14 protein-coding genes are annotated in these 15,918 nt (G+C 70.1%); 10 read left to right on the top strand and 4 right to left on the bottom strand.

What is annotated here, in order from left to right:
* Window positions 1-38: 38 nt before the first annotated feature.
* The 4 genes from purU to BLR05_RS08575 all read left to right on the top strand — a co-directional run bounded on the left by purU (window position 39) and on the right by BLR05_RS08575 (window position 5,701).
* Entirely contained in the window at window positions 39-887 is an 849-nt protein-coding gene (gene purU / locus BLR05_RS08590; protein ID WP_053842678.1) for a formyltetrahydrofolate deformylase, read from the top strand.
* Between the two features lie 254 nt (window positions 888-1,141).
* Window positions 1,142-2,047: a LysR substrate-binding domain-containing protein gene (locus tag BLR05_RS08585; protein WP_092833721.1), complete on the top strand. Its 906-nt coding sequence runs from the start codon at window positions 1,142-1,144 to the stop codon at window positions 2,045-2,047.
* A gap of 44 nt (window positions 2,048-2,091) precedes the next feature.
* Complete coding sequence (locus BLR05_RS08580; protein WP_092833719.1) at window positions 2,092-4,089, top strand: UvrD-helicase domain-containing protein; 1,998 nt, start codon at window positions 2,092-2,094, stop codon at window positions 4,087-4,089.
* Window positions 4,090-4,165: 76 nt separating this feature from the next.
* Window positions 4,166-5,701 carry an FAD-linked oxidase C-terminal domain-containing protein gene (locus BLR05_RS08575; RefSeq protein ID WP_092833717.1) on the top strand — a complete coding sequence of 512 codons (1,536 nt, stop codon included), beginning with the start codon at window positions 4,166-4,168 and terminating at the stop codon, window positions 5,699-5,701.
* Between the two features lie 113 nt (window positions 5,702-5,814).
* On the opposite strand, the gene BLR05_RS08570 is transcribed toward BLR05_RS08575, so the two are convergent.
* Window positions 5,815-6,924 carry a hypothetical protein gene (locus tag BLR05_RS08570; RefSeq protein WP_092833715.1) on the bottom strand — a complete coding sequence of 370 codons (1,110 nt, stop codon included), beginning with the start codon at window positions 6,922-6,924 and terminating at the stop codon, window positions 5,815-5,817.
* Between the two features lie 160 nt (window positions 6,925-7,084).
* Between BLR05_RS08570 and BLR05_RS08565 the strand changes: the two genes are divergently transcribed.
* Complete coding sequence (locus BLR05_RS08565) at window positions 7,085-7,510, top strand: DNA-binding protein (protein ID WP_092833713.1); 426 nt, start codon at window positions 7,085-7,087, stop codon at window positions 7,508-7,510.
* A gap of 107 nt (window positions 7,511-7,617) precedes the next feature.
* Window positions 7,618-8,046, top strand: a complete 429-nt coding sequence (locus BLR05_RS08560) for a DNA-binding protein (RefSeq protein ID WP_092833711.1) — start codon at window positions 7,618-7,620, stop codon at window positions 8,044-8,046.
* Between the two features lie 60 nt (window positions 8,047-8,106).
* Here the strand turns inward: BLR05_RS08560 and BLR05_RS08555 are convergent, their stop codons facing one another.
* Both BLR05_RS08555 and BLR05_RS08550 read right to left on the bottom strand, forming a co-directional pair.
* Window positions 8,107-9,531, bottom strand: coding sequence for a DUF445 domain-containing protein (locus tag BLR05_RS08555; RefSeq protein WP_092833709.1), 1,425 nt, complete (start codon window positions 9,529-9,531; stop codon window positions 8,107-8,109).
* Window positions 9,532-9,692: 161 nt separating this feature from the next.
* Complete coding sequence (locus tag BLR05_RS08550; protein ID WP_092833707.1) at window positions 9,693-10,832, bottom strand: aminotransferase class V-fold PLP-dependent enzyme; 1,140 nt, start codon at window positions 10,830-10,832, stop codon at window positions 9,693-9,695.
* 231 nt (window positions 10,833-11,063) lie between these two features.
* Here BLR05_RS08550 and ltaE point away from each other — a divergent pair, with 231 nt between their 5' ends.
* Window positions 11,064-12,128 (top strand): low-specificity L-threonine aldolase, encoded by a 1,065-nt coding sequence (ltaE, locus tag BLR05_RS08545; RefSeq protein WP_092833705.1) that lies wholly within the window; start codon window positions 11,064-11,066, stop codon window positions 12,126-12,128.
* Between the two features lie 42 nt (window positions 12,129-12,170).
* Here ltaE and BLR05_RS08540 read toward each other — a convergent pair whose 3' ends face one another.
* Window positions 12,171-12,896 carry a YggS family pyridoxal phosphate-dependent enzyme gene (locus tag BLR05_RS08540; protein ID WP_092833703.1) on the bottom strand — a complete coding sequence of 242 codons (726 nt, stop codon included), beginning with the start codon at window positions 12,894-12,896 and terminating at the stop codon, window positions 12,171-12,173.
* Between the two features lie 41 nt (window positions 12,897-12,937).
* Between BLR05_RS08540 and BLR05_RS08535 the strand changes: the two genes are divergently transcribed.
* From BLR05_RS08535 to BLR05_RS08525, 3 genes are all read left to right on the top strand, one after another.
* Window positions 12,938-13,981, top strand: coding sequence for a type IV pilus twitching motility protein PilT (locus BLR05_RS08535; protein WP_011793812.1), 1,044 nt, complete (start codon window positions 12,938-12,940; stop codon window positions 13,979-13,981).
* Window positions 13,982-14,066: 85 nt separating this feature from the next.
* Window positions 14,067-14,705, top strand: coding sequence for a cyclic nucleotide-binding domain-containing protein (locus tag BLR05_RS08530; RefSeq protein WP_092833701.1), 639 nt, complete (start codon window positions 14,067-14,069; stop codon window positions 14,703-14,705).
* A 28-nt stretch (window positions 14,706-14,733) separates the two neighbouring features.
* A complete protein-coding gene (locus BLR05_RS08525) occupies window positions 14,734-15,870 on the top strand; it encodes a PilT/PilU family type 4a pilus ATPase (RefSeq protein WP_092833699.1) in 1,137 nt (378 codons plus the stop codon).
* Window positions 15,871-15,918: the final 48 nt, after the last annotated feature.

Raw genomic sequence — 15,918 nt, 5'->3', positions numbered from 1 at the left:
CGCGTTGCTGCGGGCCGTGCTGCGACAATCGCCCCGCTATGACCCAAGCCTATATTCTCACCCTCTCCTGCCCGGACAAGCTCGGGCTGGTGCATGCGGTCTCCGGATTCCTGCTCGAGCATGGCGGCAACATCGAGGAAGCCGCCCAGTACAACGACCACGCCACCGGCCTGTTCTTCATGCGCGTGCGCTTCGCCTGCGACACCCACGACCAGGCCGCGCTGCGCGCGCGCCTCACCGAGTTCGCCGAGCCGCACCGCATGCACTGGAGCCTGCATGCCGCCAGCGAGCCCATGAAGACCGCCATCATGGTCAGCCGAGAAGGCCACTGCCTCAACGACCTGCTGTTCCGCTGGAAATCCGGCCTGCTGCCGGTGCACATCTGCGCCATCATCAGCAACCACCGCGACTTCTACCAGCTCGCGGCCAGCTACAACGTGCCCTTCCACCACATCCCGGTCACGAAGGACAACAAGCCCCAGGCCGAGGCGCGACAGTACGAGATCATCCAGCAGGAAGGCGCCGAGCTGGTCGTGCTGGCCCGCTACATGCAGGTGCTGTCGGACGACCTGTGCCGCAAGCTGGAGGGCCGGGCCATCAACATCCACCACAGCTTCCTGCCCAGCTTCAAGGGCGCCAAGCCCTACTACCAGGCCCACGACCGCGGCGTGAAGCTGATCGGAGCCACCGCCCACTACGTGACCGCCGACCTGGACGAAGGCCCGATCATCGAGCAGGACGTAGCCCGCGCCGACCACACCGACACCGTGGAAGACCTGACGGCCCGCGGCCGCGACACCGAGAGCCAGGTGCTGGCCCGCGCCGTGAAGTGGCACACCGAGCACCGCGTGGTGCTCAACGGCCACAAGACGGTGATCTTCAAATGACCCATGCAACACCCCCCTGAGGCGCTACGCGCCTCCGTGCCGCCGCCAGGGGCGGTCGCTCTTCGTGCACGTCCAAACCTGCGCAGGCAGGTTTGGAGCCGCGGCACTCAGCCCCTGCTCTCGCGGTGCTGCGCACCGTGGGCAAGGGGACGCCGCCAGTGCGGCGGGGCGGCCCTTGCAAGGCGGCCCTGGCTTGGGCCGCGCCAGTGGCACGCGCAGCGGCCCTTGCCAGCGTTTCTGATGGAATCCATGGGATGGCCTCCGTAAGCCCCGCTTCGCCGTCTTCCAGAAACGCTGCCCAGCGCATCCCGCCCATCCAGTGCCTGCTGACCTTCGAGGCGCTGGCGCGGCTGCGCAGCGTGACGCAGACGGCCGACGAGCTGTGCGTGACGCCCAGCGCGGTGAGCCACCGTGTGCGCCAGCTGGAGCAGATCCTGGGCGCGCGGCTGTTCGGGCGGGCGGATTTCTCGCTCACCAGCGAAGGCAGTTCCTACCTGGCCCACGTGCGCGAGGGCCTGGGCGCGCTGCAGCGCTTTCCGGGCGCGGCGGCCGCGCCGGGCAAGCGCCGGCTCAAGATCGCCGTCACCCCCACCTTCGCGCGGGCCATCCTCATCCCGCGGCTGCGCCAGTTCACCGAGGCCTACCCGGAGATCGACCTGGCCCTGCACGTCTCCATCCCCCTGCTCGACGTCGTCGCGGAGGATGCGGATCTCGTGGTGCGCTTCGGCCCGGGGCACTACGCCGACATGGAGCACGTGGAGCTGGCGCGCGACGTCGTCACGCCCCTGGCCTCGCCCGGCTTCCTGCGCGAGCACGGCCCCTTCGAGCGCCCCGCGGACCTCGAAGGCACGCCCCTGCTGCGCAGCCCCCTGGAACCATGGCGCACCTGGTTCACCGCCGCCGGGCTCGGCTGGCCCGAGCCCTCGGAGGGTTCGCAGTTCAACGACGTCGGCCTGATGTGCGACGCCGCGGCCGCCGGCATGGGCGTGGCGCTGGTGCGGCTCAAGCTCGGCGCATCGTGGCTGGAGAACGGCACGCTCGTGCGGCTGTTCCCGCTCGATGCGCCCAGCCCCCATGCCCACTACCTCTGCTGGCGCACCGGCACCATGGACCGCTGGGAGTGCGCCGCCTTCGCCGAATGGCTGCGCCGGGTGACTTGACAACATTCCCCCCGAGGCCCTGCGGGCCTCCTGCATTGGATCCAATGGCCCAGCCCCCCTCCCCCTCCACCCGCTTCATCCAGCGCCGCCCGAACGACGAGCAGAAGGCCGTCCTCAACACCGCGGCGAAGGCAGTGCTCATCAACGCGCTGGCAGGCACGGGCAAGACCACCACCCTGGCGACCAGGGCGGCGGACCTGGTCCAGATGCGCGGTGCGCGCCGCGTGCTCATGCTGGCCTACTCCGACGCGGGCCTGGCCGCCCTCCACGACCGGCTGGGCCGCTACATGCCGGCCGATGCGCGCGAGGTGCGGATCATGACCGTGGAGCAACTCTGCGCCAACCTGCTGAAGGCCCAGGGCCTGCCCGTGAACACCCTGGCCGAGCCGCTGGAGCGCCAGCTGCTGATCCGCCAGGCCCACGCCGCGCTGCTGCAGGAGCTGCGGCACGGGGCTCCACCCGAAGCCGCCGACTTCCTGGCCCGCGAACTCGACGTACAGGCCTTCGCCGACTTCGAGGCCCTGGCCAAGCAGCGGCTGCTGCACCGCGACATCGCCCGCGAAGGCATCGATGCCGCCACCTACTGCCGGGACCACGCGCTGGACTACGGGCTCTACCTGATGCTGGGCCGGTACGAGCGCCTGCGCCGGGGGCCGGACGACGAGCCGCAGTTCTACGCCACGGGCGACTGCACCTACGAAATCGCCCGGCAGCTCTGCGCGCTGGACTTCGGCGACCCCTGTCCATGGCTGCAGGGCCGCCACGACGCGGTGCTGTTCGACGAGCTGCAGGACCTGGACGAGGCCGCCATGCTGGTGCTGCGCCACCTGGTGGCCGGCGGCAACGGCGTGTTCGTGGGTGCTGGCGACTTCAACCAACACATCCTGCCCGGCGCGTTCTCCGTCTTCGGCAACGGGCTGGAACGCATCCGCCAGGAACTGCCCGAGCCGCCCGAAGTGCTCACGCTCAACACCACCTACCGTTTCGGCAAGGCCATCTGCGAAGGACTGAACCCGCTCTTCGGCGTGCAGTTCGAGACGCACTACCCCACCAAGACCGCCCGCTTCGAGCGGCTCGCCTATGACAGCGACGAGGACTGCGCCGCGCAACTGCTGGCCATCCACCAGCGCGTGCAGAGCGCCCCGCCCCCCGCGAACGGCGCCGCGCCCTGCCTGACCGTGGTGCTGCGCTCGCCCGAGGACTCCGTGCTGCTGGAATGGCGCTTCGCCCACGAAGGCATCCATTACGCCTGCAAGGGCCTGAAGCGGTTCTACCAGCGCCCCGAGATCGCCCTGGTGCTGGCTTTCCTGCGGGCGCTGCCGGGCTGCGGCAGCCAGGTGCGGCTCACGCAGGGCATCCTGAGCAGCGCCCTCGACGGCCTGCTGCGCTACGTGCGGCGTGGCAGCCGGCCCGATGCCGACGTGCTGGCCAACGGCCTGTTCGACCTGCAGGCACTGGCCCAGCACTCCACCGCCGAGGTGGACACCCGCGCCGTGGCTGCCGAACTCGTCCACCAGCCGGACCGCATGCGCGACTTCCTGCTGCGCGCCAGCTTCGATCCGAACGCGCCCGTGGCCTCCGCCGCCTGCGAGGCCTGGCTGGCGCTGCCGCCCGAGGTGTGCGCGGACGCCGGCCGGCTCTGCCGCCACCCGCTGCTGCGCCGCTTCTTCGCGCAAGCCCCCATCAGCCCTCATGAACACCGCCAGTGCCTGGACAGCCTGCAGGCGCTCTCACGCATCTGCGCGGGCCTCACCGTCGATGAATTCCTGGGACAGCTGGCGCTCATGGTGCAGTCCGGCATCCGCCAGCACCGCCAGAACGAAGCCCCCAGCCTCCAACTGATGACGGTGGAACGCTGCAAGGGGCACGAGTACGAATACGTCGCCGTGCCGCTGGTCGAGCGCGGGCGTTTTCCCCGCGCCGCTGCCCGGCACGAGGCCTACCGGGAACGCAACATGCTCTACGTGGCGCTGACCCGCGCCAGCCGGTGCCTGTGGCTGCTGGAAGGACGCGATCGCCCCGTCAGCCCCGGTCCGGTGTGACCCGCCCCGCCCGATTCACGCGGCGCTGAAAGAAAACTCACGCACCCGCGGGCCGCATTCCTCTAAAGTCAAGGGCATGAGCGCCGTCGCCCCCCTCCCCGCTGCGTCCCACGGCCCCACGACCGCCAGCCCGCCCTCCGGTGCCGCCGAGCGCGCTGCCCGGCAGGCGCAGGTCGTGCAGGCCCTGTCCGCCCACCTGCCCGCGCACATGCTGCTCTGGCATGCGGAAGACACCACGCCCTATGAATGCGACGGCCTCACCGCCTACCGCCAGCGCCCGCTGGTGGTGTGCCTTCCCGAGACCGAAGCCCAGGTGCAGGCCGTGCTGCGCACCTGCCATGCGCTGGGGGTGCCGGTGGTGGCGCGCGGCGCGGGCACGGGCCTCTCGGGCGGCGCCATGCCGCACGCCCTGGGCGTCACGCTGTCGCTGGCACGCTTCAACCGCATCCTCGGCATCGACCCGATCGGGCGCACCGCCCGCGTGCAGTGCGGCGTGCGCAACCTGGCCATCAGCGAGGCCGCGGCGCCCTGGCAGCTCTACTACGCGCCCGACCCGTCCAGCCAGATCGCCTGCACCATCGGCGGCAACATCGCCGAGAACTCGGGCGGCGTGCACTGCCTGAAGTACGGCCTCACCGTCCACAACGTGCTGCGCGTGCGCGGCTTCACCGTCGAAGGCGATCCGGTCGAATTCGGAAGCGAGGCACTGGACGCCCCCGGCTACGACCTGCTGGCCGCCGTGATCGGCAGCGAAGGCATGCTGGCCGTGACCACCGAGGCCACCGTGCGCCTGATCCCCAAGCCCCAGCTGGCGCGGTGCATCATGGCCAGCTTCGACGACGTGCGCAAGGCCGGCGACGCAGTGGCCGCCGTCATCGCGGCCGGCATCATCCCGGCGGGGCTGGAGATGATGGACAAGCCCATGACCGCCGCGGTCGAGGACTTCGTCCAGGCTGGCTACGACCTCGCGGCCGAAGCCATCCTGCTGTGCGAGAGCGACGGCACGCCCGAAGAGGTCGAGGAAGAGATCGGCCGCATGAGCGAGGTGCTGCACGCCGCCGGCGCCACCGCCATCGCCGTGAGCGAAAACGAGGCCGAGCGCCTGCGCTTCTGGAGCGGCCGCAAGAACGCCTTCCCCGCGAGCGGCCGCATCAGCCCCGACTACATGTGCCTGGACTCGACCATCCCGCGCAAGCGCCTGGCCGACATCCTGCTGGCCATCCAGGAGATGGAGAAGACATACGGCCTGCGCTGCTGCAACGTCTTCCATGCCGGCGACGGCAATCTGCATCCGCTGGTGCTGTTCGATGCCAACGACGCCGACGAGCTGCACCGCTGCGAGCTCTTCGGCGCCGACATCCTGGAAACCAGCGTGGCCATGGGCGGCACCGTCTCGGGCGAGCACGGCGTGGGCGTGGAAAAACTCAACAGCATGTGCACCCAGTTCACCACCGAAGAGAACGCGCAGATGTTCGCCCTCAAGGCCGCGTTCGACCCGGCCGGCCTGCTCAACCCGGGCAAGGTCATCCCCACATTGAACCGGTGCGCGGAGTACGGAAAGATGCTGGTGCGCGGCGGGCAGATCGCGCACCCGGAGTTGCCCCGGTTCTAGAACGTCTCGCGCACGACGTGTCCCGCCCGCGCTACCGTGCCATGCCCGTACCGCTTCCCCGCAGGACCGCGGTGGACGCAGCGGGACCGTGCCCGGCAGCCCCACGGCCGCGGCTAATTAGCCGGGGTCATCAGCAGCCATCGCCGCATGCGGGCCACGGTTTCACCGCTCTGCCGTGTCAGGCGGCCCAGGTCGTCCAGCAGCGGCACCGTCGCGGTGCGGTACAGCGCTCCGCCCAGCGTGGTCAGCATTTCCAGCACCGCACGCTCCCCCGGCAACGGCTCAGGCGCAAGGCCGGGCACCGCGGATGCGGCGCGCGCCTGGCGCCCCTGGCGCGCTTCCCGCAGCGCCAGAGCGATCTCGGCCCGGTGCGCCGCAGGGCCGAGGCGCGCCTCCAGCCGCCCGAGCAGCCACGTGATCTCCTGCACGCGCAGGTCGATCGCGTCCAGCATGGCGGCGGCGCACTCCACCTGTTCCGCCGCGTCCTGCAGCGGTGCGGAGTGCAGCCGGGCGATCGCCAGCGCCTCGTCCACCCGGCCGTCCGCGCTGGCGCGCAGCGCACGCAGCACCACCACCTCGATCACCCCGCCGAACACCACGCAGGGCCCTTGCGCGGTGGCCGCCGCCACGGGGCTGCCGCTCAGCCAGACCACGGTCGGGTTCTCTGCGGCGGTACCCAGCGCGCCGGCCCCGTGCCCCAGCGCCCAGGCCGCCATGGCGGCGGGGGACAGCCCCTGCCAGCCGTAGCTGCGCAAGTCCGCCGCGCGGCCCACCACGCCGGCCAGGTCCTCCAGCCGGGGAGCCCCCTGCTCCGGCGCCCCCCCCAGCCCCGCGCCGCGCGTCGGCGCCATCCCGCGCGGCAGCCTCCGCGCCAGGCCCAGCACCGTGTCCAGCCCCCCTCCCTGGGCCTGCAGCCGCGCCATCCCCAGGGCCGACAGCCGGCCCCAGAGCGCGCGCCGGCGCGCCTCCAGCGCCAGGGCCATCGCCCGGAAGGGCCATTCGGCCGAGGCGATCCAGCGGTCCGCCGTCGTGTCGGGATCCTTCAGGCACCACGCCAGCCGCAACTGGGCAATGGCGCTCTCCATCGGATCCTCCGGCTCCGTCCGGCCCGCAGGCCGCGGGATGTACCCTTCGCTACGCTCCCCGCCCTCGGCCACTTCCCAGCCCCCGGCGCAGAGCGTCCGTCCCGGCGCCAGCAGCGCCATGCCCACCACGTCCTCCATTGCCTGCCCTTCCCTTTGTCGTGGATCCGTTCCCCGCGAAACGCCGGCGCCCCCCTGCAGGACACTGCCGGCCACACGAGACGTAACCGCAAATCACGTTGGTTTGGTGACTATATCGCCGAATCACCCCACTCGGACGTGTGACCCCTAGCGTGACTGCATGCAGGATGCAAAGCAAAATTTTGCCGAGAAGTTACGGAACGCTATGGAAAAGGCGGGCTACGAAGCCAGGCCTTCCGTTCTCGAGCGGGAATTCAACACCCGCCACTGGGGCAAGCCCATGAGCCTGCATGGCGTGCGGCGCTGGCTGCGCGGCGAGACCCTGCCCGACCACCGCAAGCTCGTCACCCTCTCCCAATGGCTGCAGATTCCGCTGCAGGATTTCCTGGATGAGGCGGCGCCTTCGGCCACGCGCCCCAGCGCCGAACCCGCCGCCCTCTGGCACACCGGCATGGGCTATGACGACCGCCAGCTGTTCGAGGTCTATCTGCGGCTGCCCGTGCCGCAGCGTCGCATCGCCCGCGAAGTGATCCTCGCCATCGCCCGCGCGCATGCCGCCGAAGAGGAGCGCAGGGGCCGCGGCTGACCCAGGGATACCCGCTCCGCGCAGTCCACTGAACCAAGGATCACACGCCGGACGTAACCCGTATTCCTAGTCACGCCACGCTCCGCAGGGGTCCCTAGCGTGCCTGCATGCAGGATCAAGCAAAACAAAAATTCGCCCGGAAATTGCGGGAGGCAATGGAAACGGCAGGCTACGAGCCCAAACCCTCGGTGCTGGAACGCGAGTTCAACACACGCCACTGGGGCAAGCCCATGACGCTCCACGGCGTGCGCCGTTGGCTGCTCGGGGAAACGATGCCTGGGCCCCGCAAGCTCACCACGCTGTCGCAATGGCTGCGCGTGCCGATGGAAGACCTGGTCGATGCGGGGGAGGGCGGTGCCGCCCTGCGCGCGGCCGGAGAGCCTCTCCATAAGTGGCATGCCGGACTCGGCTACGACGACCGCGAGCTTTTCGACATCTATCTCAAGCTGCCGGTACCCCAGCGGCGCCTGGCACGCGAGGTCATCCTGGCCATCGCGCGGGCCCACGCGGCGGGAGAGGAACAGCACAAGGCCTGACCGGCAGGGCGCTCACCGCCGCGTCGCGGCACGGGCGCGCCTGCGATGGCTGCCGCCGGCTCAGCCGGTTGCGAGGATTCCCAGTCGCTGGGCGATTTCCTGCGCGTGCGAGAGCGCGAACAGCACGAGTCCGATCAGGCCGCCGACCACGGTGCCGTTGATGCGGATGAACTGCAGGTCACTGCCGATGTGCAGCTCGACGAGCCGCGCCATTTCCCTGGCATCCCACCGGTCCACGGTGTTGCGGATGTGCTCGGCCACGAACTGCGCCAGGTCGGGCGCCACCTGTGTCGCCCAGAGCTGCAGGCGCACGTTCAGCCGCACGCGCAGCGCGGGATCGCCCGCCAGCGCCATGCCCAGCCACTGCCCCATGGCAGCCACCCTGCGGGAGATTTCGGAGTTGTCGTCGGCCAGGTCCTTCTGCAGCCGTTCGCGCAGGTTCGTCCACAGGTCCTGCACGTAGCGGCCCAGGGTCTCGTCGTTCTGCAGGTACTCGCGCAGTTCCAGTCCGCGCCGCTCCCAGTCGGGATCGGCCTGGAGCCGCTCGATCAGCCGCTGCAACGCGGCGTCGAGCGCCGAGCGCAACTGGTGTTCCGGATCGCTCGCCACCTCGGCCAGCAGGCTGTCGATGGCCTGGGCGATGGCCCCGGCCCCCTTGCCGCTGAGCCAGTCGGTGGGCAGCACCTTTTCCTTCAGGGGATGCTCCCGCTTGATCCACTGCACGATCGCTTCGGCGATGAAGGTACGCGTCTCGGGCGCCCGCAGCAGCAGGGTCACGCGCGCGAGCACGTCGTCCAGCAGCACCTGGTGCCGCCCCCCCTGCGTGAGCGCGCCCAGCGCCGCGGCCATGGTGCGCGACAGGTCCAGCTGCCCCACGAGCGCACGCGCGGCCTGGTTCATGAAGCGCTGGATGCGTGCGTCCTCCACCGCGTCCAGCGCCGCGAGTGCCAGCCGCGCCACCTGCCGCCCCAGCAGCCGTGCATTGCCCGGCGACGTCAGCCACTGCGCCAGCATGTCGGCCGGGTCGTGGCGGCGGATCAGCGTGACCAGCGAGGGGGCGTCGAGGAACTTGTCGCGCACGAAGACGGCCAGATTGCCGCCGATGCGCTCCTTGTTGCGCGCGATGATGTCGGTGTGGCGCTGCACCCAGGGCAGCGGAATCCTGCGGAACAGGGCGGACACCGCGAACCAGTCCGCCAGCGCGCCGACCATCGCCGCCTCGGCCATCGCGCGAACACATGACACCAGCAGGACCGGCGGCAGCGCGTAGGTGCCGGCGAACACCGCCGTCACGGCCAGCAGCAGGCCGGTGGCCAGCCATTTCGACCGCGCCAGCGCCAGGGCGCGCTCGGTGGCGGCCGGCGACGCCGGAGGGCTCTCGGCCCCGGGGGGAACGCCCAGGAGGCCGCCCGCGGCGCCCAGGGCCTGCGCGCCCGGCGCGGGCCCGCCGTCGCCGGGATGGCGGTTGCGACTGCTGCTGTCCATGTCCGGGAGAATAGCCGGCCGGCGGCCCGGCGGGGCGTAAGGAACTGTTGCCCGTACGGACTTGGCGGTTCAGAGCCACTGGCGCGCCCCTTCCGGTGCCGTTGCTTCGACGGGTGGCGTCAACCGCTCTCAGCGCCGCCGGCGGCTGCCGGCGCCGGGCTTCAAGCCCGGGCAGGCGCCACCTGGTCGAGGGCCGTGGCCAGGTGCCCGACAGTGCGGTCCACGTTGCGCCACTTGTCCAGGCCGAAGAGGCCGATGCGGAACGTCTGGAAGTCGGGCCCCTCGCCGCACTGCAGCGGCACGCCCGCCGCGGTCTGCAGCCCGGCCTCCAGGAACTTCCGACCGCTCTGGATGCCGGGGTCCGTGGTGTAGCTCACCACCACGCCCGGCGCCTTCCAGCCTTCGGCGGCCACGCTCGGGAAGCCGCGCGACTCGAGCAGCGCGCGCACCTTCGCCCCCAGTTCGATCTGCCGCTCGCGCACCCGCTCGAACCCGTCGTCGCGGGTCTCGAACATCACGTCCCGCAGCCGCACGAGCGCATCGGTCGGCATGGTCGTGTGGTAGGCATGCTGCCCTTTCTCGTAGCCTTCCGCGATCTGCATCCACTTCTTGAGGTCGCAGGAGAAGCTGGAGCTCTGCGTTCCCTCGATCGCCTGGCGCGCGCGCTCGCTGAGCATGGCCATGGCGCAGCAGGGCGAGCCGCTCCAGCCCTTCTGCGGCGCGGAGATGAGCACGTCCACGCCGGTGGCGCGCATATCCACCCACATCGCGCCGGAAGCCACGCAGTCCAGCACGAACAGCGCACCCACTTCGTGCGCGGCCTCCGCAACGGTGCGCAGGTAGTCGTCCGGCAGCAGGATGCCGCTGGCCGTCTCCACGTGCGGCGCGAAGACCACCTTCGGCCGCTCGTCGCGGATGGCCTGCGCCACCTCGCCGGCCGGGCACGGCACCCACGGTGCCTGCGGGCCATCGCCCTGTTGGCGCGCCTGGCAGACCACCGTTCCGCCGCCCAGGCCGCCTGCGTCGAAGATCTGGCTCCAGCGGTAGCTGAACCAGCCGTTGCGCACGATCAGCACCTTCTCGCGGTTGGCGAACTGGCGGGCCACGGCCTCCATGCCGAACGTGCCGCTGCCGGGAACGAGCACGGCGGTGTGGGCGCCATACACCGACTTCAGCGTGGCGAGGATGTCCTGCACCACCCCGGCGAACCGGCGGGACATGTGGTTGAGCGCCCGGTCGGTGTATACGACCGAGAACTCCAGCAGGCCATCGGGATCGACATCGGGCAACAGACCGGGCATGGCGGGGCAACTCCTTGAAAACGGGGAAAGCGGTAAAGGGAAAAAGGGGGCAGGTCCCGGGATGGGAACGCAGGCCTTCGCACGCAAGCGCCCCAGCTTACACCGCCCGCAGGCGCGAACGCACAGGCATCCCCCAGGGGATTTGCCCCCGCTTCGCTCCCGGAGCATGTCGTCGCAGCTACTATCTCTGCCGCACACCGCCCCTTCTCCCGCCCCCAGGAGCCCGTTCCGATGCACGACTTCCGCAGCGATACCGTCACGCAGCCCACCGCAGCCATGCGCGAAGCCATGCAGACAGCTCCCCTGGGCGACGACGTCTTCGGCGACGACCCTTCCGTGAACGACCTGCAGAGCCATGCCGCGGAGATGATGGGGTTCGACGCCGCGCTGTTCGCCCCCAGCGGCACTCAGGCCAACCTCATCGCGCTCATGGGACACTGCCAGCGGGGAGACGAAGCCATCGTCGGCCAGAGCTGGCACACCTACCGCTGGGAAGGCGGCGGCATGGCCACTCTGGGCTCCATCCACCCCCAGCCCATCGAAAACCGCGCCGACGGCACGTTGTGCCTGCGCGACATCGCCTCGGCCATCAAGCCGGACGACCCGCATTTCGCCCGCACCCGCCTGGTGGTGCTGGAAAACACGGCCGGCGGCCAGGTCCTGCCCAACCCTTACATCGCCGACGTGGCCGCCCTCGCGCGCAGCCGCCAGCTGTCCATGCACCTCGACGGCGCCCGCCTCTTCAATGCGGCGACCGCCAACGCCATGGCCCACGGCACGGACGTGTACGACGAGGCGCGCGCCATCTGCGCGCATTTCGAATCGGCCTCGATCTGCCTGAGCAAGGGCCTGGGCGCGCCCGTGGGCTCCCTGCTGCTCGGCTCCCACGACTTCATCGCGCATGCCCGCCGCACCCGCAAGATGCTGGGCGGCGCCATGCGGCAGATCGGCATGCTCGCGGCCGCCGGGCGCTATGCACTGGACCACCACGTGCGCCGCATGGCGGACGACCACACCCTGCTGCGCTCGCTGGCCGAGGGCCTGGCGGAGGTCGGCCGCAGCCATCCGGTACTGCGCCGGCGCCTGAGCGTGGCCTCCACGCATACCAACATCCTCTTCACCGACGTGCACTCCGACATCGCCCCGGCCCTCATGGCCTGGCTGTCCCAGCACGGCATCTACGTCACGCGCAGCCTCTGCGGCGGGCAGATCCGCCTGCGCTGGGTCACCCACCTGGACGTGGGGCCGCAGGATGTCGAGCACACCCTGGGCTGCGTCGAGGAGTTCCGGGGCTGACCGAGCCCCCCGGCGGCCCCTGCAGGAGGCCCGGAGAGAGCCTCAGTGCGCCGGGTAGCTGCGCGCGCCGAAGATCCCGCTGCCCACGCGCACCATGGTGCTGCCCGCGTGGATGGCAGCCTCCAGGTCGGCCGTCATGCCCAGCGAGAGCGTGTCGAAGTCCTCCAGCCCCGCCGCGCCGGCTGCGCGCAGCCGGTCGAAGAGCGCCCTGGCCTGCGCATGCACCGCGAACTGCGCCGCGAAGTCCGGCGCCGGCTCGGGGATGGCCATGAGGCCCCGCAGCCTCAGGCGTGGCAGCCGCGCCACGGCCAGCGCCAGGCCGGACACCTCCTCCGGCGCCAGGCCGGCCTTGGTCGCGCCGCCGTCCACGTTCACCTGGATGCACACCTGCAGCGCCGGCAGGTGGTCCGGGCGCTGCTGCGACAGGCGCTCGGCCGTCTTGAGGCGGTCCACCGTGTGCACCCAGTCGAAATGCTCCGCCACCAGCCGTGTCTTGTTGCTCTGCACGGGGCCGATGCAGTGCCACTCGAGCGGATGCGCGAGGCCGGACTCCGGCGCACCCAGCGCGGCGATCTTCTCGACGCCTTCCTGGATGTAGTTCTCGCCGAACGCCCGCTGTCCCGCCAGCGCCGCCTCGCGCACGGCGGGGGCGCCGAAGGTCTTGGAAACGGCCAGCAGCCGCACGCTGGAGGGTGCCCGGGCCGCCCCCGCGCAGGCCTGCGCGATGCGGTCCAGGATCCCTTGGAGGTTGTTACCAATCGTCGTCATAATGATTGCTCTCAAGCGTACCAAACGACCAAGGGCTTTTCGTGGACATCACCCAACTGCTCGCCTTCAGCGTGAAGAACAAGGCCTCCGACCTGCACCTGTCCGCGGGCCTGCCTCCGATGATCCGCGTGCATGGCGATGTGCGCCGCATCAATGTCGATGCGCTCGACCACAAGACCGTGCACGCCATGGTGTACGACATCATGAGCGACGCCCAGCGCAAGGTGTACGAGGAGTTCCTGGAAGTGGACTTCTCGTTCGAGATCGAGGGGCTCGCGCGCTTCCGGGTCAACGCCTTCAACCAGAACCGCGGCGCGGCCGCCGTGTTCCGGACCATCCCGAGCAAGATCCTCACGCTCGAGCAGCTCAACGCTCCGCGCATCTTCGCCGACCTCGCCCTCAAGCCGCGCGGCCTCGTGCTCGTCACCGGTCCCACCGGCTCGGGCAAGTCCACCACGCTCGCGGCCATGGTGAACCACCTCAACGAGACCGAATACGGGCACATCCTGACGGTGGAAGACCCGATCGAGTTCGTGCACGACTCCAAGAAGTGCCTGATCAACCAGCGCGAGGTCGGGCCGATGACGCTCTCCTTCGCCGCCGCGCTGAAATCCGCGCTGCGCGAAGACCCGGACGCCATCCTCGTGGGCGAAATGCGCGACCTCGAAACCATCCGCCTGGCCATGACCGCCGCCGAGACGGGCCACCTCGTGTTCGGCACCCTGCACACCTCCAGCGCCGCCAAGACCATCGACCGGATCATCGACGTCTTCCCCGCCGAGGAAAAGGAAATGGTCCGCGCCATGCTGTCGGAGTCGCTGCAGGCCGTGATCTCGCAGACGCTGTGCAAGACCAAGGACGGCCAGGGCCGCGTGGCGGCGCACGAGATCATGCTGGGCACCAGCGCGATCCGCAACCTGATCCGCGAGGCCAAGGTGGCGCAGATGTACTCCACCATCCAGACCAGCAGCAGCGTCGGCATGCAGACGCTGGACCAGAACCTCACCGACCTCGTGCGGCGCAACATCATCAGCCCCGCGGAAGCGCGCGGCAAGGCCAAGATTCCGGAGAACTTCCCCGGCTGACACCGGCGCGGGCGCCCCGTACCCCCATCCCCCAACACACCGCGCGGCAGACATCCACCACCGCCGCGCGCACCGGAGCATCTCCATGAAAGGCATCCTCGGCCTGCTCAAAGCCAAGTCCCGCGGCAACAAGTCCGGCGGCGAAGGCGCCAGCGATTCGGTCTTCTTCACCACGGCCTTCGCCGGCCAGGGCGTGGACAGCTCCATGCTCGTGCCCTGGGAAGCCCGCGCCGTGGAGGTCGCTGCGCAGCGCCTGCCCGCCAGCCGGGGCGGCAAGCTGCTGCAGGCGCTCTGGTCGAAGGACCGCTACATGACCCACCTAGACGCCTCCGCCGTCGAGCGCATGGAGCGGTTCTTCCATTTCGCGGCCGTGCCCGCCGACCGCGACGTCATCCGCCAGGACGAATACGGCAACTTCATGGTCGTGCTGCTCACCGGCGCCATCGCCGTGGACCGCGTCCAGCCCTGGGGCGAGCACCTGCGCCTCGCGGAAACCCGCCCGGGCGACATCCTGGGCGAGATGTCGCTGCTGGACAGCGGCATCCGCTTCTCCGCCTGCACCACGCTGACCGACTGCGAGATCGCCGTGCTCAGCGCCGAAGCCCTGGACGACATGATGGCCAAGGACCCCCAGCTCGCCGCGAGCCTGGTCGCCCTGCTCGCGCGCAAGCTCTCGCAGCGCCTGCGGGTCGTCAGCGCCCGCCTGAGCGACAGCCAGCGCTGACGCCGCGGCGCACCGACCGGAGCACTGAATGGAACGCGATCAGGCCAGCAAATTCATCAACGACCTGCTGAAGCTCATGGTGGGGCGCGGCGGCAGCGACCTGTTCATCACGGCGGAATTCCCCCCCGCCATCAAGGTGGACGGAAAGGTCACGAAGGTCTCCCCCCAACCGCTCACGCCGGCGCACACCCTCACCCTCGCGCGCGCCATCATGAGCGACAAGCAGGTCGCGGACTTCGAGCGCACCAAGGAGTGCAACTTCGCCATCTCCCCCGCGGGCATCGGCCGCTTCCGCGTGAACGCCTTCATCCAGCAGGGCCGCGTGGGCATGGTGCTGCGGACCATCCCGCTCACGCTGCCCACCATCGACGGGCTGGGCGTTCCGCAGGTGCTCAAGGAAGTCACCATGTCCAAGCGCGGGCTGTGCATCCTCGTGGGTGCCACCGGCTCGGGCAAGTCCACCACCCTCGCGGCCATGGTGGACTGGCGCAACGAGAACTCCTTCGGCCACATCATCACGGTGGAAGACCCGATCGAATTCGTACACCCGCACAAGAACTGCGTCGTCACCCAGCGCGAAGTGGGCCTGGACACCGACAGCTGGGAGGCGGCCCTCAAGAACACGCTGCGGCAGGCGCCCGACGTGATCCTCATGGGCGAGATCCGCGACCGCGAGACCATGGACCATGCCATCGCCTTCTCCGAGACCGGCCACCTGTGCCTCGCCACGCTGCACGCCAACAGCGCCAACCAGGCGCTGGACCGGATCATCAACTTCTTCCCCGAGGAACGGCGCGCGCAACTGCTCATGGACCTGTCGCTCAACCTCCGGGCCATGGTGTCCCAGCGGCTCATCCCCAAGCAGGACGGCAAGGGCCGCGCCGCGGCGGTGGAGGTCATGCTCAATACGCCGCTGATCGCCGACCTGATCTTCAAGGGCGAGGTCGCCGAGATCAAGGAGATCATGAAGAAGAGCCGCAACCTCGGCATGCAGACCTTCGACCAATCGCTGTTCGACCTCTTCGAGGCCAACGTCATCAGCTACGAGGACGCCTTGCGCAACGCCGACTCGCTCAACGACCTGCGGCTGCAGATCAAGCTCGGCAGCCAGCGTGCCCGCAGCACCGACCTGTCGTCCGGCACCGAGCATTTCGCCATCGTCTGACGCCTTCCCGCACCGCGCCCGCCGCAGCGCGGCGGGCGTTGTCTTTTC

Source organism: Paracidovorax cattleyae, from assembly GCF_900104515.1.
Classification (GTDB): Bacteria; Pseudomonadota; Gammaproteobacteria; order Burkholderiales; family Burkholderiaceae_C; genus Paracidovorax; species Paracidovorax cattleyae.
Note: the sequence above shows the minus strand (reverse complement) of the source record. Positions and strands in the feature narration are given on the sequence as shown.

Bases quoted from the DNA above. Each gene is read 5' to 3' on its own strand.
- purU (WP_053842678.1), top strand. From the start codon at position 39: ATGACCCAAGCCTATATTCTCACCCTCTCCTGCCCGGACAAGCTCGGG.
- BLR05_RS08585 (WP_092833721.1), top strand. From the start codon at position 1,142: ATGGCCTCCGTAAGCCCCGCTTCGCCGTCTTCCAGAAACGCTGCCCAG.
- BLR05_RS08580 (WP_092833719.1), top strand. From the start codon at position 2,092: ATGGCCCAGCCCCCCTCCCCCTCCACCCGCTTCATCCAGCGCCGCCCG.
- BLR05_RS08575 (WP_092833717.1), top strand. From the start codon at position 4,166: ATGAGCGCCGTCGCCCCCCTCCCCGCTGCGTCCCACGGCCCCACGACC.
- BLR05_RS08570 (WP_092833715.1), bottom strand. From the start codon at position 6,924: ATGGAGGACGTGGTGGGCATGGCGCTGCTGGCGCCGGGACGGACGCTC.
- BLR05_RS08565 (WP_092833713.1), top strand. From the start codon at position 7,085: ATGCAGGATGCAAAGCAAAATTTTGCCGAGAAGTTACGGAACGCTATG.
- BLR05_RS08560 (WP_092833711.1), top strand. From the start codon at position 7,618: ATGCAGGATCAAGCAAAACAAAAATTCGCCCGGAAATTGCGGGAGGCA.
- BLR05_RS08555 (WP_092833709.1), bottom strand. From the start codon at position 9,531: ATGGACAGCAGCAGTCGCAACCGCCATCCCGGCGACGGCGGGCCCGCG.
- BLR05_RS08550 (WP_092833707.1), bottom strand. From the start codon at position 10,832: ATGCCCGGTCTGTTGCCCGATGTCGATCCCGATGGCCTGCTGGAGTTC.
- ltaE (WP_092833705.1), top strand. From the start codon at position 11,064: ATGCACGACTTCCGCAGCGATACCGTCACGCAGCCCACCGCAGCCATG.
- BLR05_RS08540 (WP_092833703.1), bottom strand. From the start codon at position 12,896: ATGACGACGATTGGTAACAACCTCCAAGGGATCCTGGACCGCATCGCG.
- BLR05_RS08530 (WP_092833701.1), top strand. From the start codon at position 14,067: ATGAAAGGCATCCTCGGCCTGCTCAAAGCCAAGTCCCGCGGCAACAAG.
- BLR05_RS08525 (WP_092833699.1), top strand. From the start codon at position 14,734: ATGGAACGCGATCAGGCCAGCAAATTCATCAACGACCTGCTGAAGCTC.